The sequence below is a fragment of the Aminobacter sp. LjRoot7 genome, from assembly GCF_964252895.1.
Taxonomy (GTDB): domain Bacteria; phylum Pseudomonadota; class Alphaproteobacteria; order Rhizobiales; family Rhizobiaceae; genus Aminobacter; species Aminobacter aminovorans_B.
The window spans coordinates 28,583-47,492 of sequence record NZ_CAXUPX020000001.1 but is presented as its reverse complement, the minus strand read 5'-3'; the positions used below and the strand labels follow the sequence as shown (position 1 = coordinate 47,492).

The 18,910-nt window shown below is 63.6% G+C and carries 19 protein-coding genes; 12 read left to right on the top strand and 7 right to left on the bottom strand.

The genetic code is table 11. From position 1 onward, the window contains the following. Positions 1 to 103: 103 nt before the first annotated feature. Positions 104 to 3,709 carry a bifunctional proline dehydrogenase/L-glutamate gamma-semialdehyde dehydrogenase PutA gene (putA, locus tag ACSQ3E_RS00240; protein ID WP_436121152.1) on the top strand — a complete coding sequence of 1,202 codons (3,606 nt, stop codon included), beginning with the start codon at positions 104 to 106 and terminating at the stop codon, positions 3,707 to 3,709. 82 nt (positions 3,710 to 3,791) lie between these two features. Here the strand turns inward: putA and ACSQ3E_RS00235 are convergent, their stop codons facing one another. The 5 genes from ACSQ3E_RS00235 to ACSQ3E_RS00215 all read right to left on the bottom strand — a co-directional run bounded on the left by ACSQ3E_RS00235 (position 3,792) and on the right by ACSQ3E_RS00215 (position 7,336). After that, positions 3,792 to 4,151, bottom strand: coding sequence for a bleomycin resistance protein (locus ACSQ3E_RS00235; protein WP_310317844.1), 360 nt, complete (start codon positions 4,149 to 4,151; stop codon positions 3,792 to 3,794). A gap of 3 nt (positions 4,152 to 4,154) precedes the next feature. Continuing rightward, positions 4,155 to 4,469, bottom strand: a complete 315-nt coding sequence (locus tag ACSQ3E_RS00230) for an antibiotic biosynthesis monooxygenase family protein (RefSeq protein WP_067961110.1) — start codon at positions 4,467 to 4,469, stop codon at positions 4,155 to 4,157. Between the two features lie 10 nt (positions 4,470 to 4,479). Beyond that, entirely contained in the window at positions 4,480 to 4,734 is a 255-nt protein-coding gene (locus ACSQ3E_RS00225; RefSeq protein WP_436121151.1) for a hypothetical protein, read from the bottom strand. 59 nt (positions 4,735 to 4,793) lie between these two features. Continuing rightward, complete coding sequence (locus ACSQ3E_RS00220) at positions 4,794 to 5,171, bottom strand: hypothetical protein (protein WP_310319093.1); 378 nt, start codon at positions 5,169 to 5,171, stop codon at positions 4,794 to 4,796. A gap of 65 nt (positions 5,172 to 5,236) precedes the next feature. Then, positions 5,237 to 7,336, bottom strand: a complete 2,100-nt coding sequence (locus ACSQ3E_RS00215; protein WP_436121150.1) for a TonB-dependent hemoglobin/transferrin/lactoferrin family receptor — start codon at positions 7,334 to 7,336, stop codon at positions 5,237 to 5,239. A gap of 254 nt (positions 7,337 to 7,590) precedes the next feature. Between ACSQ3E_RS00215 and hemP the strand changes: the two genes are divergently transcribed. From hemP to ACSQ3E_RS00190, 5 genes are read left to right on the top strand one after another with little or no spacing between them, the layout of a single operon-like run. Further along, a complete protein-coding gene (hemP, locus tag ACSQ3E_RS00210) occupies positions 7,591 to 7,812 on the top strand; it encodes a hemin uptake protein HemP (RefSeq protein WP_310319096.1) in 222 nt (73 codons plus the stop codon). A gap of 10 nt (positions 7,813 to 7,822) precedes the next feature. Then, a complete protein-coding gene (locus ACSQ3E_RS00205; protein ID WP_436121149.1) occupies positions 7,823 to 8,875 on the top strand; it encodes a hemin-degrading factor in 1,053 nt (350 codons plus the stop codon). An 11-nt stretch (positions 8,876 to 8,886) separates the two neighbouring features. After that, positions 8,887 to 9,786, top strand: coding sequence for a heme/hemin ABC transporter substrate-binding protein (locus ACSQ3E_RS00200; RefSeq protein ID WP_436121148.1), 900 nt, complete (start codon positions 8,887 to 8,889; stop codon positions 9,784 to 9,786). A 10-nt stretch (positions 9,787 to 9,796) separates the two neighbouring features. Then, positions 9,797 to 10,906: a FecCD family ABC transporter permease gene (locus ACSQ3E_RS00195; protein WP_436121147.1), complete on the top strand. Its 1,110-nt coding sequence runs from the start codon at positions 9,797 to 9,799 to the stop codon at positions 10,904 to 10,906. A gap of 22 nt (positions 10,907 to 10,928) precedes the next feature. Beyond that, complete coding sequence (locus ACSQ3E_RS00190; RefSeq protein ID WP_436121146.1) at positions 10,929 to 11,720, top strand: heme ABC transporter ATP-binding protein; 792 nt, start codon at positions 10,929 to 10,931, stop codon at positions 11,718 to 11,720. Between the two features lie 6 nt (positions 11,721 to 11,726). Here the strand turns inward: ACSQ3E_RS00190 and rirA are convergent, their stop codons facing one another. Beyond that, on the bottom strand, positions 11,727 to 12,188 hold the full coding sequence (gene rirA / locus ACSQ3E_RS00185; protein WP_310317862.1) for an iron-responsive transcriptional regulator RirA: 462 nt from the start codon (positions 12,186 to 12,188) through the stop codon (positions 11,727 to 11,729). A 232-nt stretch (positions 12,189 to 12,420) separates the two neighbouring features. On the opposite strand from rirA, the gene ACSQ3E_RS00180 reads away from it, so the two are divergent. The 5 genes from ACSQ3E_RS00180 (at position 12,421) to ACSQ3E_RS00160 (ending at position 17,346) form a co-directional block, all read left to right on the top strand. Continuing rightward, positions 12,421 to 12,987 (top strand): N-acetyltransferase family protein, encoded by a 567-nt coding sequence (locus ACSQ3E_RS00180; RefSeq protein WP_436121145.1) that lies wholly within the window; start codon positions 12,421 to 12,423, stop codon positions 12,985 to 12,987. 245 nt (positions 12,988 to 13,232) lie between these two features. Next, positions 13,233 to 14,537, top strand: coding sequence for a DUF445 domain-containing protein (locus ACSQ3E_RS00175; protein WP_436121144.1), 1,305 nt, complete (start codon positions 13,233 to 13,235; stop codon positions 14,535 to 14,537). A 72-nt stretch (positions 14,538 to 14,609) separates the two neighbouring features. Further along, on the top strand, positions 14,610 to 15,041 hold the full coding sequence (locus ACSQ3E_RS00170) for a phasin family protein (protein WP_310317867.1): 432 nt from the start codon (positions 14,610 to 14,612) through the stop codon (positions 15,039 to 15,041). 221 nt (positions 15,042 to 15,262) lie between these two features. Continuing rightward, on the top strand, positions 15,263 to 16,771 hold the full coding sequence (locus ACSQ3E_RS00165; RefSeq protein WP_310317871.1) for an ATP-binding protein: 1,509 nt from the start codon (positions 15,263 to 15,265) through the stop codon (positions 16,769 to 16,771). A gap of 71 nt (positions 16,772 to 16,842) precedes the next feature. Next, positions 16,843 to 17,346, top strand: a complete 504-nt coding sequence (locus tag ACSQ3E_RS00160) for a MaoC family dehydratase (protein ID WP_436121143.1) — start codon at positions 16,843 to 16,845, stop codon at positions 17,344 to 17,346. 22 nt (positions 17,347 to 17,368) lie between these two features. Here the strand turns inward: ACSQ3E_RS00160 and ACSQ3E_RS00155 are convergent, their stop codons facing one another. Next, a complete protein-coding gene (locus ACSQ3E_RS00155; protein ID WP_436121142.1) occupies positions 17,369 to 18,058 on the bottom strand; it encodes a fumarylacetoacetate hydrolase family protein in 690 nt (229 codons plus the stop codon). Positions 18,059 to 18,331: 273 nt separating this feature from the next. Here ACSQ3E_RS00155 and ACSQ3E_RS00150 point away from each other — a divergent pair, with 273 nt between their 5' ends. Beyond that, positions 18,332 to 18,832: a (2Fe-2S)-binding protein gene (locus ACSQ3E_RS00150; protein WP_115731716.1), complete on the top strand. Its 501-nt coding sequence runs from the start codon at positions 18,332 to 18,334 to the stop codon at positions 18,830 to 18,832. Positions 18,833 to 18,910: the final 78 nt, after the last annotated feature.

The window sequence follows — 18,910 nt, the reverse complement described above, 5'->3', positions numbered from 1 at the left end:
CTTTGGACCGGCCTGGAAATGGGCGCTATGCTAGTTTCCGGCAAAGGGCTCTGCGGCACCTTCTGCCGCCGCGCCGTCATGCCAACCGCTCCACAGGATCGCCATGCAAGCGCTCGACGCCATCCGCCAGGAAATTCGCGCCAACTACCTCCCAGACGAAGCAGAAGCCGTGAAGCGGCTGGCTGCCACCGCATCGCTCAGCAAGGACGACCGTGCGGCGATCTCGGCCCGTGCCGCCGGTCTCGTACGCGCCGTGCGCGGCTCGACCGATCCGCGGCTGATGGAGGTTTTCCTCTCCGCCTACGGCCTTTCGACCAAGGAAGGCGTGGCGTTGATGTGTCTGGCCGAGGCGCTGCTGCGCGTGCCCGACACCGAAACGATGGACGACCTGATCAAGGACAAGATCGCGCCGCATGACTGGTCGTCGCATTCGGGCGGTTCGAGCTCGATCTTCGTCAACGCCTCGACCTGGGCGCTGATGCTGACCGGCCGCGTGCTTGACGAAGGCGAGGGCTCGATCGAGCGTACCTTGCGCTCGATGGTTCGCCGTCTCGGCGAGCCGGTGATCCGCACGGCGGTCGCGGCAGCCATGCGTGAAATGGGCGAGCAGTTCGTTCTCGGCCGCACCATCACCGAGGCGGTCAAGCGCGGCCGCTCGATGATCCAGAAGGGCTATCTCTATTCCTTCGACATGCTGGGCGAGGCCGCCCGCACCGAGACCGACGCGCTGCGCTATCACCGCGCCTATGCCGAGGCGATCTCGTCGCTCGACAATGGCACCAACGGCCCCGACATCCGCTACAACCACGGCATTTCGGTCAAGCTGTCGGCGCTGCATCCGCGCTACGAGGTCTCGCACAAAGACGAGATGCTGCCGGTCATGACCGAGCGCCTGCTGTCGCTGTGCCTCGCCGCCAAGCATGCGCGCATGGGCCTCAACATCGATGCCGAGGAAGCTGACCGGCTCGACCTGTCGCTCGATGTCATTGCGGGCGTGCTGGCCAATCCGCAGCTCGAAGGCTGGAACGGTTTCGGCGTCGTCGTCCAGGCCTACGGCCCGCGCACGGCCTTTGTCATCGACTGGCTCTATGCGCTCGCCAACAAGCTCGACCGCAACATCATGGTGCGCCTGGTCAAGGGCGCCTATTGGGACACCGAGATCAAGCGCGCCCAGACGATGGGCCTGCCGGGTTATCCGGTGTTCACCCGCAAGGCCAACACCGATGTTTCCTACATGGCCTGCGCCCGCAAGCTGTTGTCGATGACGGACCGCATCTACCCGCAATTCGCCACCCACAACGCGCACACCGTCGCCGCCATCCTGTCGATGGCCACGGATCGCACGTCGTTCGAGTTTCAGCGCCTGCACGGCATGGGCGAGGCGCTGCACGAGACGGTGCGCAAGGCAGAGGGCACGCGCTGCCGCATCTATGCGCCGGTCGGCGCGCATTCCGACTTGCTTGCCTATCTGGTCCGCCGCCTGCTCGAAAACGGTGCCAACTCGTCCTTCGTCCACCAGCTGACCGACGAGGACGTGGCGCCTGAAGACATCGCCCGCGACCCGCTCGACACGGTGGAGACGCAAGGGACGGCATCCAATCCGTCGATCCCGACGCCTTCGGCGATCTTCGGTGCCGGCCGCATCAACGCCAAGGGCTGGGACATCACCGACCCGGTGACGCTGGCAGCGCTCGACAAGGCCAAGGCGGAGTTCAAGGGCCCGGACCGCTGGACCGCCAAGCCGGTTACCCGCGCCGCCGGCTACGGCGCGTCGCGCAAGGTGACCAATCCGGCCAAGCCCGAAGACATCGTCGGCACGTTGACCGAGGCTGCGGCCAAGCAGGTGCCGACGGCCGTGCGTTTCGCCATCGAGGCGCAACCAGCCTGGGCGAAGAAGCCCGTTGCCGAACGTGCCGCCATCCTGCGCCGCACGGCCGATCTCTACGAGGCCAATGCCGCCGAGTTCTTTGCGCTGGCCACACGCGAGGCCGGCAAGTCGTTGTCGGACGGCGTCGCCGAGGTGCGCGAGGCGGTCGACTTCCTGCGCTACTACGCTGCCGAAGCCGAGAAGGCCGAGGCCGGCACCGAGGCGCGCGGTGCCATCGTGTGCATTTCGCCGTGGAATTTCCCGCTCGCCATCTTCACCGGCCAGATCGCGGCGGCACTGGTCACCGGCAATTCGGTCATTGCCAAGCCGGCCGAGCAGACGCCGCTGATTGCCGCGCGTGCGGTTGCCCTGATGCGTGAGGCCGGCGTGCCGGAAGACGTGATCCAGCTCCTGCCGGGCGACGGCCCGACCGTCGGCGCACCGCTGACGGCCGATCCGCGCATCGCCGGTGTCTGCTTCACCGGCTCGACGGAAGTTGCCAAGCTGATCGAAAAGCAGCTGGCCGAGACGGCGGCGCCCGACGCGATGCTGATCGCCGAGACCGGCGGCCTCAATGCGATGGTCGTCGATTCCACCGCTCTGCCCGAGCAGGCGATCCGCGACGTGCTGGCCTCGTCGTTCCAGAGTGCTGGTCAGCGCTGCTCGGCCCTGCGCGTGCTCTACGTCCAGACCGACGTCGAAAAGAAGATGGTCGAGATGCTGAAGGGCGCGATGGATGCGCTGACCATCGGCGATCCGTGGCAGTTGTCGACCGACGTCGGCCCGGTCATCGACGAGGAAGCGCAGAGCTCGATCCGCGACTATTGTGCTGCGATGGAAGCCAAGGGCAAGCTGATCGCCAAGCTCGACGCGCCGGCCGATGGCCGTTTCGTCGCGCCGCATGTCTTTAAGGTCAAGGGCATCGAGGAGATGGAGCGCGAGATCTTCGGGCCGGTGCTGCATGTCGCGACCTTCGAGGCCGATGAGATCGACGACATCATTTCGGCGATCAACCGCAAGGGCTACGGCCTGACCTTCGGCCTGCACACCCGCATCGAGGGCCGCGTCCAGCACATCGTCGACGGCATCCACGCCGGCAACATCTACGTCAACCGCAACCAGATCGGCGCCGTTGTCGGTTCGCAGCCGTTCGGCGGCGAGGGACTGTCGGGCACCGGTCCCAAGGCGGGCGGACCGCACTATCTCCGCCGTTTCCGCAAGTCGCCAGAAGCGGGCACGGTGTTGCCGGAAGGCCGCAAGGTCACCGCGACCGAGCTGGTCGACAATCTTGTCGATGCCGGCGAATGGGCCACGCGGGCGGACCGCATCACCATCCTGCGCAAGCACCTGCGCGGCAAGGGTGCTGCGGCCATTGCGGCCGCGGCGAGCATCGACTTCGGCCAGGTCGACCTTCCTGGGCCGACCGGCGAGGCGAACACGCTGTCGCTCAACCCGCGCGGCCGGGTGCTGTGCCTCGGACCCGACGCCGAGACCTTGCTTGCCCAGGCGATCCAGGCGCTGGCAGCCGGCAATGCGGTCTTGGCTGTTGCTCCCGGCGCGCCGGCGGCTGTCCACGCCCTGATGGGCAAGGACTTGCCGATCGCCGCGATCGACGGTCGCCCCGACCCGGTGGAAGCGCGCGCACTGGCCGTCGATGTCGTGGCTTATTCGGGCACGGAAGAGAGCACGCGCATCGTTCGCAAGGTCATCGCCGAGCGCAAGGGGCCGATCGTTCCGCTGATCAGCGAGGTGATCTACCCGGCCGCCTACGCTCATGAACGCGCTGTCTGCGTCGACACCACGGCTGCCGGTGGCAACGCCAGCCTGCTGGCATCGGCCTAAGCCGTCTTCCTGAGAATCGGTCGCCGGTTTTCAGGAAAAATGCCCGGACAAACGAAAGGGGCAGGCGTGAGCCTGCCCCTTTTCAGATTTCTTCCGGCGCACAGCCGAACCGCAAAAGATTGCCATGCGGGTCGTGGATGTAGAATTCCTTCATGTTCCACGGCCGCACCGTGAACTGGCTGAGCCGTTCGACACCGCGCGCTGAAAACTCGGCGTGAAGGGCGGGAACCTCGCCGCCCCTGATGTAGCAGGACGTCACCTCGGGCAGCTTGCGGTCGTCCGACTTCCAGAAATGGATCTCGATCTCGCCGCGTCGGACGATCAGATAATCGTCCATGTCAGGGCCGATGACGTCGAAGCCGAGCCTGTCGCGATAGAAATCGCGGCTCTCGCCGATGTCGGGCGAGGGCATGACCGGAATGCTGCGGGCGAGGTCGGTCAATTCTCAGGCGCCTTCGACGACCGAAAAACCCTCGAACTGCGGATGGCCGACATAGGATGCCTTGGACGAACCGGCATTCTTGTGGGCGTTGCGGAAGTTCTCCGACTTAGTCCAGGCGACGAAGTCGTCCTGGCTGGCCCAGATCGTGTGCGAAGCGTAGAGCGTGTAGCCTTCGGCTTCGTTCACCGGGCCGCGCAGCAGGTGGAACTCGCGAAAACCCTTCATCTCGTTGAGCGATGAGTCGCGGTTCTTCCAGACGTCTTCGAAGGCGGTCTCGGAGCCGTTCTGCACCTTGAAGCGGTTCATTGCGATGTACATGGTCTTCCTTTCAACGGGCCTTGCGTTGCGCTGTTGTAGTCCTTTGAGCGCTGCGTAGCGACACAACATTGGCACCGGTGCTGTCACCGGCGGTTCTCGGGTTCGGGCCGGCCTGAACCTGCGCCTGAGCGCGGTAGCTGGCCAGCTCCGTAACGTTTTCGCTCGCCCTGATCGCCGCCAGGCGATCGAACAGCTCGCGCATCTCGGGCAGCAACCCGTCGCCCTGGCGTTTCACCATCTGATCGAATTTGTTCAGTCCGAACATGCGTTTATGCCTTTCGATGCGCCGGGCGCCACGGGAGAGGAGTCTGGGCAAGGCTGGGCTCAGCTTCCGAAGGCGATGCCGGATTTGGATTCGGTCCGCAGCGCCTTGAGGCAGGCCGCGGCATCGACCCCGCCGCCGGTGCAATCGGTGGCCTGGTTGATCAGGACACGGCTGACCTTGTTGCAGTCGGTGCCCGACAGGTCGAAGCGCGTGACCTTGGTCTTGCCAGCCGGCAGGTCCTTGAAGTCGAGCACCGTCAGCCTGTCGACAACACCCGCCTCGTTGAACAGCGCGATCTCGAATGCCGCCTTGGAAAGCTCGGCGCCGAGATTGTTGGTGACGACGAATGTGAAGCGGCAGCCCTTGTCGGAGGGCTGGGCAGCGTTGAGCTCGAGCACAAGCGCCGGAGCCGGCGGGGCGCTCTGGGCGCCCGCCATGCCAGTGGTGGTAAGGAGTGCCGCCGCGACCAGAGGCGACAACGTGTTCACGCCAAAGCGCACGATTACCACCCGAACTGCTTGGACAGGGAGACCTTGAACGTACGGCCCTTGGCATCGTCGTTCATCAGGAACTCCTTGTACTGCTTGTTGAAGATGTTATCGACGCCGAAATTGGCTTCCCAACCGGCGAGCTGGCCGTCCTGAGGCTTCCAGGTGACGAAGATGTCATGGACGTCGAAGGCCTGAGCATAGCGTGACGATGGTCGCGTGCTCGGTGCGATGATCACAGGGGCCGAAGCCTGGCGGCGGGCGTCCTGCGGATCGGCAACGAAGCGAGCCTTCCAGCCGAAGGTAAGGTCGTAGTCCGGAACTTTTCCGCCCAGAGTCAGTGCCAACTCGTGCGGCGCTATGGTCGTCAGATATGCCTTGGTCGCCTTGTCTTTGCCAACCACGTACGAATAGGACGCATTGGCGAAGACGTAGTCGGAGTCATAGGCGGTTTCGATTTCGAAGCCATAGATGTTTGCATTGTCGATGTTCTGGTAGCCGGGCTGCGTGGGAAGCAGAACCTGCTTGAGGGCTATGAGGTCCCTTACGTCGTTGTAGAAGCCAGTGAACTTCAACTGAGCCGCATCGCCGTCCTGAACGAGGTCGTATCCGGACAAGGCAAAACCAGCTTCGAAGTTGTTCGACTTTTCCTTTTTCAAGTCGAGGCTGGGCAGGAAGACCGAAGACGAGCTTCGGGTCGAGAACACCTCGTCGATGGTGGGGAAACGTTCGGTGTGCGCAATCGAACCGAAAACCGCAACGTTGTCGTTGAACTTGTAGTGAGCCGCGATCTTTGGTGAAAAAGCCGTGTCATCGCTGGACGGTGCGTTCAACGCATCGCCGGGTGTCAGCTGGTGCCAATCCAGGCGCATTCCCGGGGTGATCGTCAGCCGTTCGTCCCACACGAACTCGTTTTGCACGAAGGCACCAGTTTTCAGGTCCGTGCCCTCGGGATGGAACTGAACCGGAAACTGTGCGCCGTTGTTGAAGAAGGCTTCCGCCTTGCGGGTCTGGTAGCTCGACTGGGAGCCGACGGTCAGATGGTTGACCCAGTTGTCACCAGTCCACTGCATCGTGTTCTGGGCATTGACCTGCCAGGTTTCGTAGCCGTAGTTCGAGTCGCAAACCACAGCGAAAGTGCCGTTGCTGCAGAATGACCTCAGGGTGGCAGCGCGCTGTTCGTTATACGTATTGGAGTAGGACGCCGAGACCTTCACATCGAGCATGTCGTTGTCGGCAAACGGATTCTCGTAAGATACGGCCGCTGTCCGATCGACGATGTGTCGGTCGACGAGACCAAAGCCCGCGTCGCCGCTCGTCTGTGACAGCTGTTGACGGTCGAGGTCGGAATCCCACTGCTGGTAGGAAAGCCGCAGCTTGCCTTCGTCGCCGACGTTGAACGTGCCCTTGGCGAGACCGGACCAGGCCTTGAAATTGGTGCCGATGACTTCCTTGCCGTTGCCGGATTCATAGGGGTCGGAAGCGCGGTAGTTGCCGGTCAACAGGAACTCGGCATTCTCGCCAACCCGCTGGGCAAGCACGGAATTCAGCAGGTAGCCACTACCGTTGCTGTTCCAGGAGCTCTTCAGGCGCAGGGCGCCGGTCTGGCCTTCTGCGATGAAATCGGAGGCGTCCTTGGTCTCGAAATTGATGACACCGCCGAGGGCGCCTGAGCCGTAAAGCGTGGACGAGGCTGGTCCGCGTAGCACTTCGACGCGCTTGTAGAGCTCTGGCTCCGAGAAGAACGATCCTAGGCGATACTGCTCGTAGAATTTCTGCGCGCCATCGACGTTGACGATGATGCGGCCGCCGTCGCCGGTGTTTTCGGGAGCGCCGATGCCGCGGATGTTGAAGCTCTGGCCAAGCAATCTGTCGGAGCCGGTAACGTTGACGCCGGGTGTCGCGCGGATGATCTCGCCGATCGTCTCAGGCTGAAGGCGGTCAATATCTTCCTGCTCAACGACGGTCACCGCCTGCGGCGTGTCGATTGCGACCTTGGCGACGCCCGCGCTGACGACCAGGCGCTGCAGGACGGTGACGCGCGGCTTCTTGTCCTGTTCAGTGGTTTTGGCTTCTTGCGCGTAGGCCGCGTGCGCGCCCACGAACACCGCCATTGCCGCTCCGCCCAGCAGAGCTGCCTTATTCCGACCAACTAGCCCCATGTCCCACTCCAAAAATGTCTCGTGCTGGCTTGCATTTCGCTCGCTAGCAATTTTTCGCTCGCCGGCTACGTCTTAAATCTTGACTTGATCACTCCGGTATTGCACTGACTAATAAACATGAATGTTCGAGTCAACTAATAGATTCAAACATGAGGGCCTCGTCCGGGCTTTTCCGGCGCGGCGAACGGATGAAGGAGTGGAATGAGATGAATTCACACAATCCGAACCAATTCCGTACTGGCCAGTTCCGGGCCGGATATCGCCGGCCTGAAGGCCAGGTGGCACCGCGTCCAATCGCTGGTTCGGCTGCCAGGACGCTGACCAGCGAATCGCTGTTTCTCGGTGATTTCGAGATCGGCATCGACCATGGCGGCGCTCTTTACCGCCTGAAGATTACCCGTCAGGGCAAGCTCATTCTCAACAAGTAGGTGTTTTCAAATGGACCAGCGCGTAAGGCCCAACCCACACGAAATCAGGCGGGCGCGAACTGACAACCCCAAAATGCGCGAGCGCGATCTCGCCAGCCAGCTCGGCATTTCCGAAGCTGAACTGGTGGCTGCGCATTGCGGCGAGGGTGTCGTTCGCATCGAACCGCGCGTCAATGACCTGCTCGCCGGAATCGAGGCCGTCGGCGAGGTCATGGCCCTGACCCGCAACGAAAGCGCGGTCCACGAGAAAATCGGCATCTACGACAAGGTCGTGCCCGGCACGCAGGCCGCGATGGTGCTCGGCGAACAGATCGACCTGCGGATCTTTCCGCGGGCCTGGGTCCATGGTTTTGCCGTGGAAAAGCGCGATGGCGACGACATCCGCCGCAGCCTGCAGTTCTTTGATGCGGCCGGCATGGCGGTGCACAAGATCCACTTGCGCCCGGCTTCCAACCTCTATGCCTACCAGAAGCTGGTCGAAACGCTGATCAGCGACAACCAGGATCCTGCCATCGTGACGGTTCCTTCCGTCGTGAAGTCACCAGACCAGGAGACGTCGACCGGTGTCGACGAGCTGCGCGACCGCTGGAGCAAGCTGACCGACACGCATGAGTTCTTCGGCATGCTGAAGTCGCTCAAGCTCGGCCGCCAGCAGGCCATGCGCATGGTCGGCCAGGATTATGCCTGGAAGCTGCAGCATGACGCGCTGCCGGCCGTCTTCGACAAGGCGGCGGTAAGCGGCCAGCTGATCATGTGCTTCGTTGGCAATCATGGCTGCATCCAGATCCATTCCGGACCGGTCCAGAACATCAAGCCGATGGGCCCGTGGCTCAATGTGATGGACGAGACGTTCCACCTGCATCTCAGGACCGATCACGTCCACGAGCTCTGGGCGGTTCGCAAGCCAACCAAGGACGGCCATGTCACCTCGGTCGAGGCCTATGATGCCAATGGCGAGATGATCATCCAGTTCTTCGGCAAGCGTAAGGAAGATCACGACGAGCGCGCGGATTGGCGCGACCTTGTCGAGTCCTTGCCGGTTGCGCAGCAGAACGCGGCCTGAGGAGCATGACGATGTCGACACCCCAACGGCTGCTTCGCTCGGCCGCACTAGGCCTGTCGGTGCTGATGGCCACTGGCACCGCCAGCATTGCGGTCGAGGGCGCCACTGTTTTCCCTGACCGCGCACGCGTCGCCTCCGTCGGCGGTTCGATCACCGAAATCGTCTATGCACTCGGCGAGGAGAAGGCGCTGGTTGCCCGCGACTCGACCAGCGTCTATCCGGAAGCGGTCTTCAAGCTTCCCGACGTCGGCTACATGCGGGCGCTGTCGCCTGAAGGCGTTTTGTCGGTCAATCCGACCGGCATCCTGGCACTCGAGGGCAGCGGCCCGAAGGAGGCGATCGACGTCCTCAAGAAGGCGAGCGTTCCCTACATCCAGGTGCCGGAAGGCTTCAGCCATGACGGCATCCTCCAGAAGATCCGCATCGTCGGCAAGGCGCTCGGTGCCGATGCCAAGGCGGAAGTGCTTGCCACCGATGTCGGCAAGCAGATGTTGGATGCCGAGGCGCTGACCAAGGGTATCCCACAGGGCGAGCGCAAGCGCGTGCTGTTCATCCTCAGCATGCAGGGCGGCAAGATCCTGGCGTCCGGCAACCATACGGCCGCTGATGGCATCATCGCGCTTGCCGGTGGTGTCAATGCGGTCGAAGGCTATCCCGGCTACAAGCAACTGACCGACGAGGCGGCGATCACGGCAAAGCCCGATGTGATCCTGATGATGGATCGAGGCGGTGGTACCGCAGTTCCGGACGCCGACCTGTTTGCCCATCCGGCCATTGCCTCCACGCCGGCCGGCCAGGCCAAGCGCGTGATCCGCATGGACGGCGCCTATCTGCTCGGCTTCGGCCCGCGCACGGCGGCGGCGATCAAGGATCTCGCCGTGGCGTTCTATGGCGACGCGGTCAAGAAATAAGGCCGGGACAGTGGTGGATGAAACGATCGCCGGTGATGCCGGCGTGCAGCAGGGAGGTCGCCATGCAGTCGGCGACCGCTCCAGCCGTGCTTTGCTGGTCATCGGCGTGCTCGCCGTGGCCCTTGCCGCAACCGCACTGTTCAGCCTGACCTGGGGGGCATCGGACGCCTCGGCCCTGGGTCTCGTTCGCAGCTGGCTGTTTGGTGCGACGCCGGGCGACGAGGCGCTGTCGATGCGCGATAGCGTCATCGTCTACGACATACGCCTGCCGCGTATCGTGATGGGCATGCTCGTTGGTGCAGCGCTTGCTGTGTCAGGTGCGGTCATGCAGGGCCTGTTCCGCAACCCGCTGGCCGATCCCGGCCTGGTCGGCGTGTCTGCTGGCGCGGGCCTGGGTGCTGTCTCGGTGATCGTGCTGGGCGCAACCGTGCTTGCACCGTTCACGGCTCTGCTCGGCAGCTACGCGCTGCCATTCGCGGCGTTTGGCGGCGGCCTGCTCACCACCATCATCCTCTACAATGTCGCCACGCGTCAGGGGCGCACCTCGATCGCCACCATGCTTTTGGCCGGCATCGCGCTGGGCGCAATGGCCATGGCCCTGACCGGGGTGCTGGTCTACATCGCCGACGACAGGCAGCTGCGCGACCTGACATTCTGGCAGCTCGGCTCGCTGGCGGGTGCGACTTGGCTGAAGATTGCGGGTGCCGGGCCGATCATCATCCTGGCGCTGGCGACGACACCTTTCATGGCCAAGGGTCTCAATGCGCTTGCCTTGGGCGAGGCGACGGCAAGCCATCTTGGCGTTCCGGTACAGCGGCTGAAGTATGTGGCGATCGTTGCGGTTTCGGCGGCAATCGGTGCCTCGGTGGCGGTCAGTGGTGGCATCGGCTTTGTCGGCATCGTCGTGCCGCATCTGCTGCGCCTGGCGATCGGACCCGACAACCGCTACCTGCTGCCGGCGTCGGCGCTCCTGGGCGCATGCCTGCTGCTGCTGGCGGATGCGGTGAGCCGCACCATCGTTGCGCCGGCCGAGTTGCCGATCGGCATCGTCACCGCGGCCGTCGGTGGCCCGTTCTTCCTGTGGATATTGCTGCGCAAGCGCGGCGTCGTCGATCTTTGATGCGGCGAACTGTGAGGTACACATGATCGAAGCACGCCAAGTTTCGGTGTCGATCGGCAGCACGCGCATCGTCAGCGATGTGGATTTCACCGTGCGTCCAGGTGAACTGGCAGCAATCGTCGGACCCAACGGCTCCGGCAAGACGACTTTCCTGAGAGCGCTGACGGGCGAGCTCGCCCATTCGGGCCAGGTGTCGCTCAATGGTCGCGATGCGGCCAAGCTCAAGCCATGGGAAGCGGCAAGCATCCGTGCGGTGCTGCCGCAGTCGACGGCGCTGTCGTTTCCCTTCACCGTCCGCGAGATCGTCAAGCTTGGCGTGACCGGCGGCCGCTCCGGCGCATTGGCGGGCGAGGGCAACCGACTGCCGGAGCGGGCGTTGGCTCGGGTCGATCTCGAAGGCTTTGCCGGGCGCTTCTATCAGGAGCTTTCGGGCGGCGAGCAGCAGCGCGTGCAGCTTGCCCGCGTATTGTGCCAGGTGTGGGCGCCGGTGCTGGACGGGCAGCCGCGCTATCTGTTCCTCGACGAGCCGGTGTCCAGCCTCGATATCAAGCACCAGCTGATCATCATGAACATCGCTCGCGATTTCGCGCGGCGGGGCGGCGGCGTTGTCGCGATCCTGCACGACCTCAACTTGACAGCGATGTATGCCGACCAGATCTGCGTCATGCATCGCGGCAAGCTGGCGGCCGCGGGTGCCCCGCAGGCCGTGCTCACCGATGGTCTGATCGAAAAGGTGTTCGGCTGCCGGCTGCGCGTCGGTGCCATTCCGGCAGCAGACGTGCCGTTCGTACTGCCGCAGTCGGCCGTTGCCTGACCGGCCTTAACCGGCCAGGGCGTGCTGTTCAGGGAAATGGATGCCCAGCAGATCGCGCATGTTTGGACGTGCTGCAACGAGGTCGGCGATGGAGTAGCGCCCGAGCACTTCGAAGAACGCGTTCAGCGCCTCGCGCAGGGCGGAATTCAGGCCACAGCTGTCGACAAGCGGGCATTCTGCGGCGTCGTTCTCGAAGCACTCGGCCATGGCGAAGCTTTCTTCGGTGACGCGCACGACGTCGAAGAGCGAGATCTGGTCAGCCGGCTTGGCAAGGCGTACGCCGCCGTTGCGGCCACGCACTGTCTCGACCAGCTTGGCTTCGACCAGAGGCTGCAGGATCTTGAACAGGAACAGTTCCGACACCGTGTAGGCAGCGGCGATTTCGGGAACGCGGCTCAGCCGTCCTTCATTTGCCGCGCAATACATCAGGATGCGCATGGCGTAGTTGGTCTGGCGTGTGAGGCGCATTGCGTGTTCCTTGCTCTGCGTTGAGTCCGCGAGTCCCGGCTAATATGGCCCATACCTTAGAACAATTCCAGACAGGGTTTCAAATTATATATGACGACATTAGTCATATTTGTGGCGCATAGCAGCCTTGCGTTTACGTAAAGGTCAAAATGGTTGATTTTGATGCTGCGCTGCACAATATGTGCCGTGTCGGGAGTCGAAGACTCAGGGAGGAACCCATGAGGACTGCGACATGGAACAGATCATACGTACACAAAGGCCATTGACGGGCGTAATCCGTCAGTTGAGGCCGTCCGATCTGCCCCGCTTTGCCGAACATCTGCTGAGACTGGACGACCAGAGCCGGCGCGACCGCTTCAACGGCCTGACCCATGATGGCTTTCTCGAAGCCTATGCCGAACGCAGCTTTCACGAAGGTGCGACCGTCATCGGTTACGTCGAGGGCGACAAGGTGCTTGCCGCCGCCGAACTGCACGAACGCGCCGAAGAGAGCGAGCCGACGGCCGAAATCGCCTTCAGCGTCGAGCACAAGATCCAGAACCGGGGCATCGGCGGACGGCTCTTCCAGCGCCTCGTCGCCCAGGCGAGGGGGCTCGGCTACCTCAGGCTGCAGGTGACGACGCACGCCAACAACAGCGCGATGAAGGCCTTGGCCCGGCGTTTCAACGCCAAGCTCAGCTTCCAGCAGGGCGAAACCAACGGCATCATCGAACTCGCCGGCGAGGCAGGCCTCGATGCCGATTGGCGAGCGCCCGCCGGTCTCGGCAGGCGCGGCACCGGCAAGGCCATCGCGGCCTGACCTGCCTCGATGAGGCGCGGCTGCGTTCATCGATGCGTCGCAGTTCGGCGATCCCGGTCGCCTGGGTTTGCTCGCTCGTGGCATGAGCTTTTCAAGCGCAAGCTTTTCAGGATGAGGACAGCTGATTTGCCGGAAGGGTTGTAATCGGCCGCGCCGTCTCGATATCTGACCGGCATGAGACATGTTTGTCGCGTCGACCCGGCGGCCGCAGGCGAGGGCGGAAAATGAGCAAGGATGGACCTGGAATGGTTGCAGCAAACGGCGACGCCATGCCCACGGCCTTGCGCGCGTTGAGTGCCGACGAGGCTGCCAAACTGTCCGCTCTGCGGCGGACAAAGTTCATCGCAACGGGCGCGCTGGTGGTCTGCGTTGCCATCTTTGCCATCGCCAAGTCGCTGCAGGGGCGCTGGCCGTGGCTCGGTTTTGTCGCCGCCTTTGCCGAGGCAGCAACAATCGGCGGCCTCGCCGACTGGTATGCCGTCGTGGCGTTGTTCAAGCGGCCGCTCGGCCTGCCGATCCCGCATACTGCAATCATTCCATCCAACCAGAACCGGATCGCCGACAATCTCGGCCGTTTCATCGAGACCAACTTCCTGGCGCCGGAGCCGGTGCGGCAGAAGCTCAAGGAAGTGGATTTCGCAGCACTCGTCGCCGACTGGTTGTCGGACCGCCAAAGGGCGGAAGGCCTGTCGCTGTTTGTCGGGCGGCTGGTGCCACAGATGCTGCAGGCGATCGAGGGCTCCGGCCTGCGCGAATTCGCAACGCGCCGCCTGCTCGATCGTATCGGCAAGGTCGAGGTAGCGCCGCTGGCGGCGGAGCTGTTGACGGCCTTCACCGAAGACCGCCGCCACCAGCGTCTGCTCGACGAGTTCACCAAGATCATCGGCAATTTCCTCAGCGACGAGCAGGCCTTGGCCGTGCTGCGCGAGAAGATCAGGGAGGAACTGCCGTCGGTGTTCAATCTGTTCCGGGCCGATGCCTATTTGCTCAAGCGGATCGTGGCGTCGGCAGCGACGCTGCTTGAAGATGTCAGGGGCGATCCCGACCATCCGCTGCGCGGCGAGTTTGACCAGTTCGTCCACGGTTTCATCGACCAGCTTCGCCACTCGCCTGACTATGCCAAGCGCGCCGAGCAGCTGAAGCGCAACTTCCTCGCCCGCCCGGAACTGAGCGCGCTGGCGCAGGATGTCTGGAAAAGCATGCGCGGCTTCATCGAACAGGATGTCGCATCGCCCCAGTCGATGACGCGAAAGCACCTGACCAGCCTGTTCGTCGAAGTCGGCCAGAACCTGGCGCGTGATCCCCATATCCGTGCCGACATGAATGCCGGTTTCGTCGTGGCGCTTGCTTCGTTCGTCGAAAGCCAAAAGAGCGGCGTATCCGGCTTCATCTCCGAGCAGGTCAAGCGTTGGGATCTCGGCCAGTTGACCCGGCTGATCGAGATCAACATCGGCCGCGACCTGCAATACATCCGCTTCAACGGCATGCTTATAGGCGGTCTCGCCGGTCTCGCGCTCTATTCGGTCGAGTTGCTTGTGCTTGCGAATTGACCGGCGGCCTTGCTCGTCTATTCTGGCCCTTGCGACCTCCGGGGGACGCCCGGAGCCAAACGGGAGCGAGCCATGGCGAAGAAGCCGGAACCGGAGTCCTTCATGGACATGTTTTCGAAATTCGGGCGCGACCTGAAGATGCCCGCGGTCGATGTCGACACGATCATCGGCCATCACCGCAAGAACCTTGAAGCCCTGGAACAATCGGTCAAGGCAACGGCCTCCGGTGCGTCGTCGCTGGTGGCGAAGCAACGCGAGATGCTTCAGGACGCCCTGCATGAGATCACCGAGGCCGCCCAGGGGCTTCGGGCGCCCGGCAATCCGCAGGAGCTGATCTCCAGGCAGGCCGACTTCGCCAAGCGCTCCTTCGAGGCTGCCGTCAAGAATGCCGGCGAGGTGGCCGCGATCGTGCGCAAGTCCGGGACGGAATCGGTCGATATCCTGCGCGGCCGGATCCATGAATCGATCGAGGAAATCCGCGACAGCTTCGACAAGAAGAAGTAGTCGTCTCGGCCCCATCCTGACTGCAGCTCTCTTGTGGGTTTCGCGAGAGGGCTCGCGCATTGCCCGCCATCGGATGCTATGGAAGGCTGATCACCATCGGAGCGCGGTGCGTCCGTCCGGGCGCACAAGGACGCTTTAACACTCTGAATCCGGCTATTGTGCCTTCCGCGAATCGACGCAGATTCGCGGACGGGCGCAGCAGGGTTCAACTGGGGTAGAGGATGAAGGTAGGCATCGAGATGGGAGCTGCGTCCGGCGGGACGAAGGCTCAGCTTGATCTCGAAGAACTGTTGGCGACCCGTTTGCTGGTTCAAGGCAATTCGGGTTCGGGAAAGTCGCATCTGTTGCGTCGCCTGCTCGAACAGAGCGCGCCGTGGGTGCAGCAGTGCGTCATCGACCCCGAGGGCGATTTCGTCACGCTCGCCGACAAGTTCGGCCATGTCGTCGTCGATGCCCAGCGCACCGAGGCCGAGCTGACCCGCATCGCCGGTCGCATCCGCCAGCATCGCGTTTCGGTCGTGCTCAATCTCGAGGGCCTCGACGTCGAGCAGCAGATGCGCGGTGCCGCGGCGTTCCTGAACGGCATGTTCGATGCCGAGCGCGATTTCTGGTACCCGGTTCTGGTCGTTGTCGATGAGGCGCAGCTGTTTGCGCCGGCCATCGCCGGCGAGGTCTCCGACGAGGCGCGGAAAATCTCGCTTGGCGCGATGACCAACCTGATGTGCCGCGGCCGCAAGCGCGGCCTGGCCGGCGTCATCGCCACCCAGCGCCTGGCCAAGCTTGCCAAGAACGTCGCCGCCGAGGCGTCCAACTTCCTGATGGGCCGCACCTTCCTCGACATCGACATGGCGCGCGCCGCCGACCTGCTCGGCATGGAGCGGCGCCAGGCCGAAATGTTCCGCGATCTGGCGCGCGGCAATTTCATTGCATTGGGACCGGCGATGTCGCGCCGGCCGCTGCCCGTCGCCATCGGCCCGGTGGAGACGTCGGCTCGTTCGGTCAGCCCCAAGCTGATGCCGCTGCCCGACGCCAGCGAAGACACGCGCGATCTGATCTTTGCGCCGGCGCCGCTGGAAACGCGTCAGACGGTCCGGCGCACCGTGCCGCCCGCGCCGACGCCGACCGCCGACATCATCGCCCAGCTTTCCCAGGTTCGCGCCGAGGCTTCGGCGCCGGTCGCCGAGCCGATCTTCCCGCTGTTCGACGAAGCCGAGCGCGAGGCCCTGATCGATACCATCGTGCGTGAGATGGTCGAAGACCCCGATGCGGCGTTCCGTACGGACGCCGTGCTCTACCAGGATTTTCTGGTCCGCTGCCGGATCAAGCGCATGCAGGGCGAGCCGCCGGCGCTGTCGATGTTCCGCCGCCGCTACGCCGTGGCGCGCTCGGGCATCGATGAGGAAACCGCATCGAGCGACACCTGGCAGCAGGCGCTCGGCATGTCCGTGGCGCTTCCCGAGGACCTGCAGGCGGTGTTCCTGATCGTTGCGCAGGCAGCGGTCAAAGGCGCGCCTTGCCCATCCGACGCCGCGATCGCCCATGCCTATGGCAGCCATTCGGCGCGCCGGGCGCGGCGGCTGCTGACCTATTTCGAGGAACAGGGGCTGGTTGTCGTGCGTACCGATTTCCATGGCAAGCGCTCGGTGGCGTTCCCCGAACTTGGCTGCGAAACAGCCCCCGGCGACCCCGAAAGAACTGACGACCTGCCCGAGCGCGAGGCGGCGGAATAGCCCATTCCGCTGCGCTTGGAGGTTGACAAACGCGCCTCGTTTATGGTCCCCAACGCCCACTCGGCCAGCTTATGTCAGGAGAGGGAAGCGTGCGGAAGCCCATCGAGACTTATGAGGAATTGCGCGAAAACATCGGGCAGGAACTCGGCGTTTCCGATTGGGTGCTTGTCGACCAGAGCCGCATCGACGCCTTTGCCGATTGCACCGGCGACCGCCAGTGGATCCACGTCGATCCCGAAAGGGCGAAGCGGCGCAGCCCGTTCCGCACCACCGTCGCGCATGGCTTCCTGACATTGTCGCTGATCGGCGCGCTGGTCCAGGAAATCGGCGTGGTGCCCGAGAATACGCTTGCCGCCTTCAACTATGGTCTCGACAAGGTGCGTTTCATCTCGCCGGTGAAGGTCGGCTCGCGGGTGCGCATGCGCACCGTGCTGATGTCGATGGACGACAAGGGGCCGGGGCAATATCTGCTCAAGGCCGAAAACACCATCGAGATCGAAGGCGAGGACAAGCCGGCGCTCGTCGCCGAAACGCTCGTCATGCTCTACGAGAAGCGCAATAAGGCGACGGCCTGAGCCGCCGCCATTTTTCGGTCAGTTACGCGATCGAAATCTCGATCTCGCCCACGCCGTCGACACCGCCAGTGATGCGGTCTCCCGGCTTCACGGCGCCGACACCCGCCGGCGTGCCGGTGTAGATCAGGTCACCGGCCTTCAGTTCCATCGATTCACTGCAGATGGCGATCACTTCGGGGATCGACCAGATCAGTTCGGAGAGGTCGCCCTGCTGCCTGGTTTCGCCATTGACGGCGAGCCAGACGCGGCCTTTGTCGGGGTGGCCGATGTCGGACACCGGTACCAGCGGTCCGCATGGTGCCGAGCGGTCGAAACCCTTGCCCCAGTCCCAGGGGCGGCCGAGTTTCTTGGCGGCGTCCTGCAGGTCGCGACGGGTCAGGTCGATGCCGACGCCGTAGCCCCAGACGTGGTCGAGCGCGTCGGCCGCGGCGATGTTCGATCCGCCCTTGGCGATGGCGACGACAAGCTCGATCTCGTGGTGCAGGTCGCTGGTCAGCGGCGGGTAGGGGATCGTCGTGCCGCTGTCGACGACAGAATCTGCCGGCTTGCCGAAGAAGAACGGCGGCTCGCGATCGGGATCCTTGCCCATTTCGCGGGCGTGCGCTGCGTAGTTGCGGCCGACGCAGAAGATGCGCCGTACCGGAAACCGCTGCGATGATCCTGAAATGGCGACCGAAGCTGGCTCGGGCGGAGCGATGACGAAGTTGACCAAGCAGGGCCTCCCGCAAACGTGATGACGGCTTTTGGCACGATCCGCGCGCGCATTCCACTTGCAATCTGCAGCCTGGGCAGCGCCCGTTGCTGGCGCGCGGCAAGATGGCTGAAGTCGAAGCGGCTGCGATCAGGCGTCTTTTCTGCACTGGCATGCACGCATTGCGTGTCTGGATCCAAAAAGGCGCTTGCAGCCTGCATTTGCACAGATAGGATTTGCTCACCTGACTGGTGCGGGGTCTGCCTAGCCGGTCGCGGCAACATGGGAGGTTTCATGTCGGATGTATCTTTGGTCGTGAATGGCCGAAAGGTCAGCGGCGCGGTGGAGGACCGCACGCTTCTCGTTCATTTCCTGCGTGAGCATTTGGGGCTGACCGGAACGCATGTCGGTTGCGACACGTCGCAATGCGGTGCCTGCGTCGTCCACGTTGACGGCAAGGCGATGAAGTCCTGCTCAATGCTTGCGGTACAGGCCTCGGGTTCGACTGTTACCACCATCGAAGGCCTCGCCGATGGCGCCGACCTTCATCCCGTCCAGGCGGCGTTCAAGGAACATCATGGCCTGCAGTGCGGCTTCTGCACGCCGGGCATGATCATGACGGCGACCGACATGATCCGCAGGCATCCCGAAGGCCTCGACGAGGCGACCGTGCGCGCGGAGCTCGAAGGCAACATCTGCCGCTGCACCGGTTACCACAACATCGTCAAGGCGATCCTCGCCGCTTCGAAAACGATGTCGAAGGCGTCCAAAAGCAAGGCGAAAAAGGCGGCATAAGGGCGGGGGAGCGAAGGGCGAGCAGGGACATGGTCTCGAACGCCGTCGCGGTCTCCTTCCATAGCCACCATTCGCCAT

Bases quoted from the DNA above. Each gene is read 5' to 3' on its own strand.
- ACSQ3E_RS00215 (WP_436121150.1), bottom strand. From the start codon at position 7,336: ATGGCGGTGTTCGTGGGCGCGCACGCGGCCTACGCGCAAGAAGCCAAA.
- putA (WP_436121152.1), top strand. From the start codon at position 104: ATGCAAGCGCTCGACGCCATCCGCCAGGAAATTCGCGCCAACTACCTC.
- ACSQ3E_RS00220 (WP_310319093.1), bottom strand. From the start codon at position 5,171: ATGGCGGGCGCCCAGAGCGCCCCGCCGGCTCCGGCGCTTGTGCTCGAG.
- ACSQ3E_RS00170 (WP_310317867.1), top strand. From the start codon at position 14,610: ATGGCGAAGAAGCCGGAACCGGAGTCCTTCATGGACATGTTTTCGAAA.
- ACSQ3E_RS00225 (WP_436121151.1), bottom strand. From the start codon at position 4,734: ATGTTCGGACTGAACAAATTCGATCAGATGGTGAAACGCCAGGGCGAC.
- rirA (WP_310317862.1), bottom strand. From the start codon at position 12,188: ATGCGCCTCACACGCCAGACCAACTACGCCATGCGCATCCTGATGTAT.
- ACSQ3E_RS00160 (WP_436121143.1), top strand. From the start codon at position 16,843: ATGTCAGGAGAGGGAAGCGTGCGGAAGCCCATCGAGACTTATGAGGAA.
- ACSQ3E_RS00180 (WP_436121145.1), top strand. From the start codon at position 12,421: ATGGAACAGATCATACGTACACAAAGGCCATTGACGGGCGTAATCCGT.
- ACSQ3E_RS00200 (WP_436121148.1), top strand. From the start codon at position 8,887: ATGTCGACACCCCAACGGCTGCTTCGCTCGGCCGCACTAGGCCTGTCG.
- hemP (WP_310319096.1), top strand. From the start codon at position 7,591: ATGAATTCACACAATCCGAACCAATTCCGTACTGGCCAGTTCCGGGCC.
- ACSQ3E_RS00165 (WP_310317871.1), top strand. From the start codon at position 15,263: ATGAAGGTAGGCATCGAGATGGGAGCTGCGTCCGGCGGGACGAAGGCT.
- ACSQ3E_RS00230 (WP_067961110.1), bottom strand. From the start codon at position 4,469: ATGTACATCGCAATGAACCGCTTCAAGGTGCAGAACGGCTCCGAGACC.
- ACSQ3E_RS00150 (WP_115731716.1), top strand. From the start codon at position 18,332: ATGTCGGATGTATCTTTGGTCGTGAATGGCCGAAAGGTCAGCGGCGCG.
- ACSQ3E_RS00190 (WP_436121146.1), top strand. From the start codon at position 10,929: ATGATCGAAGCACGCCAAGTTTCGGTGTCGATCGGCAGCACGCGCATC.
- ACSQ3E_RS00205 (WP_436121149.1), top strand. From the start codon at position 7,823: ATGGACCAGCGCGTAAGGCCCAACCCACACGAAATCAGGCGGGCGCGA.
- ACSQ3E_RS00175 (WP_436121144.1), top strand. From the start codon at position 13,233: ATGGTTGCAGCAAACGGCGACGCCATGCCCACGGCCTTGCGCGCGTTG.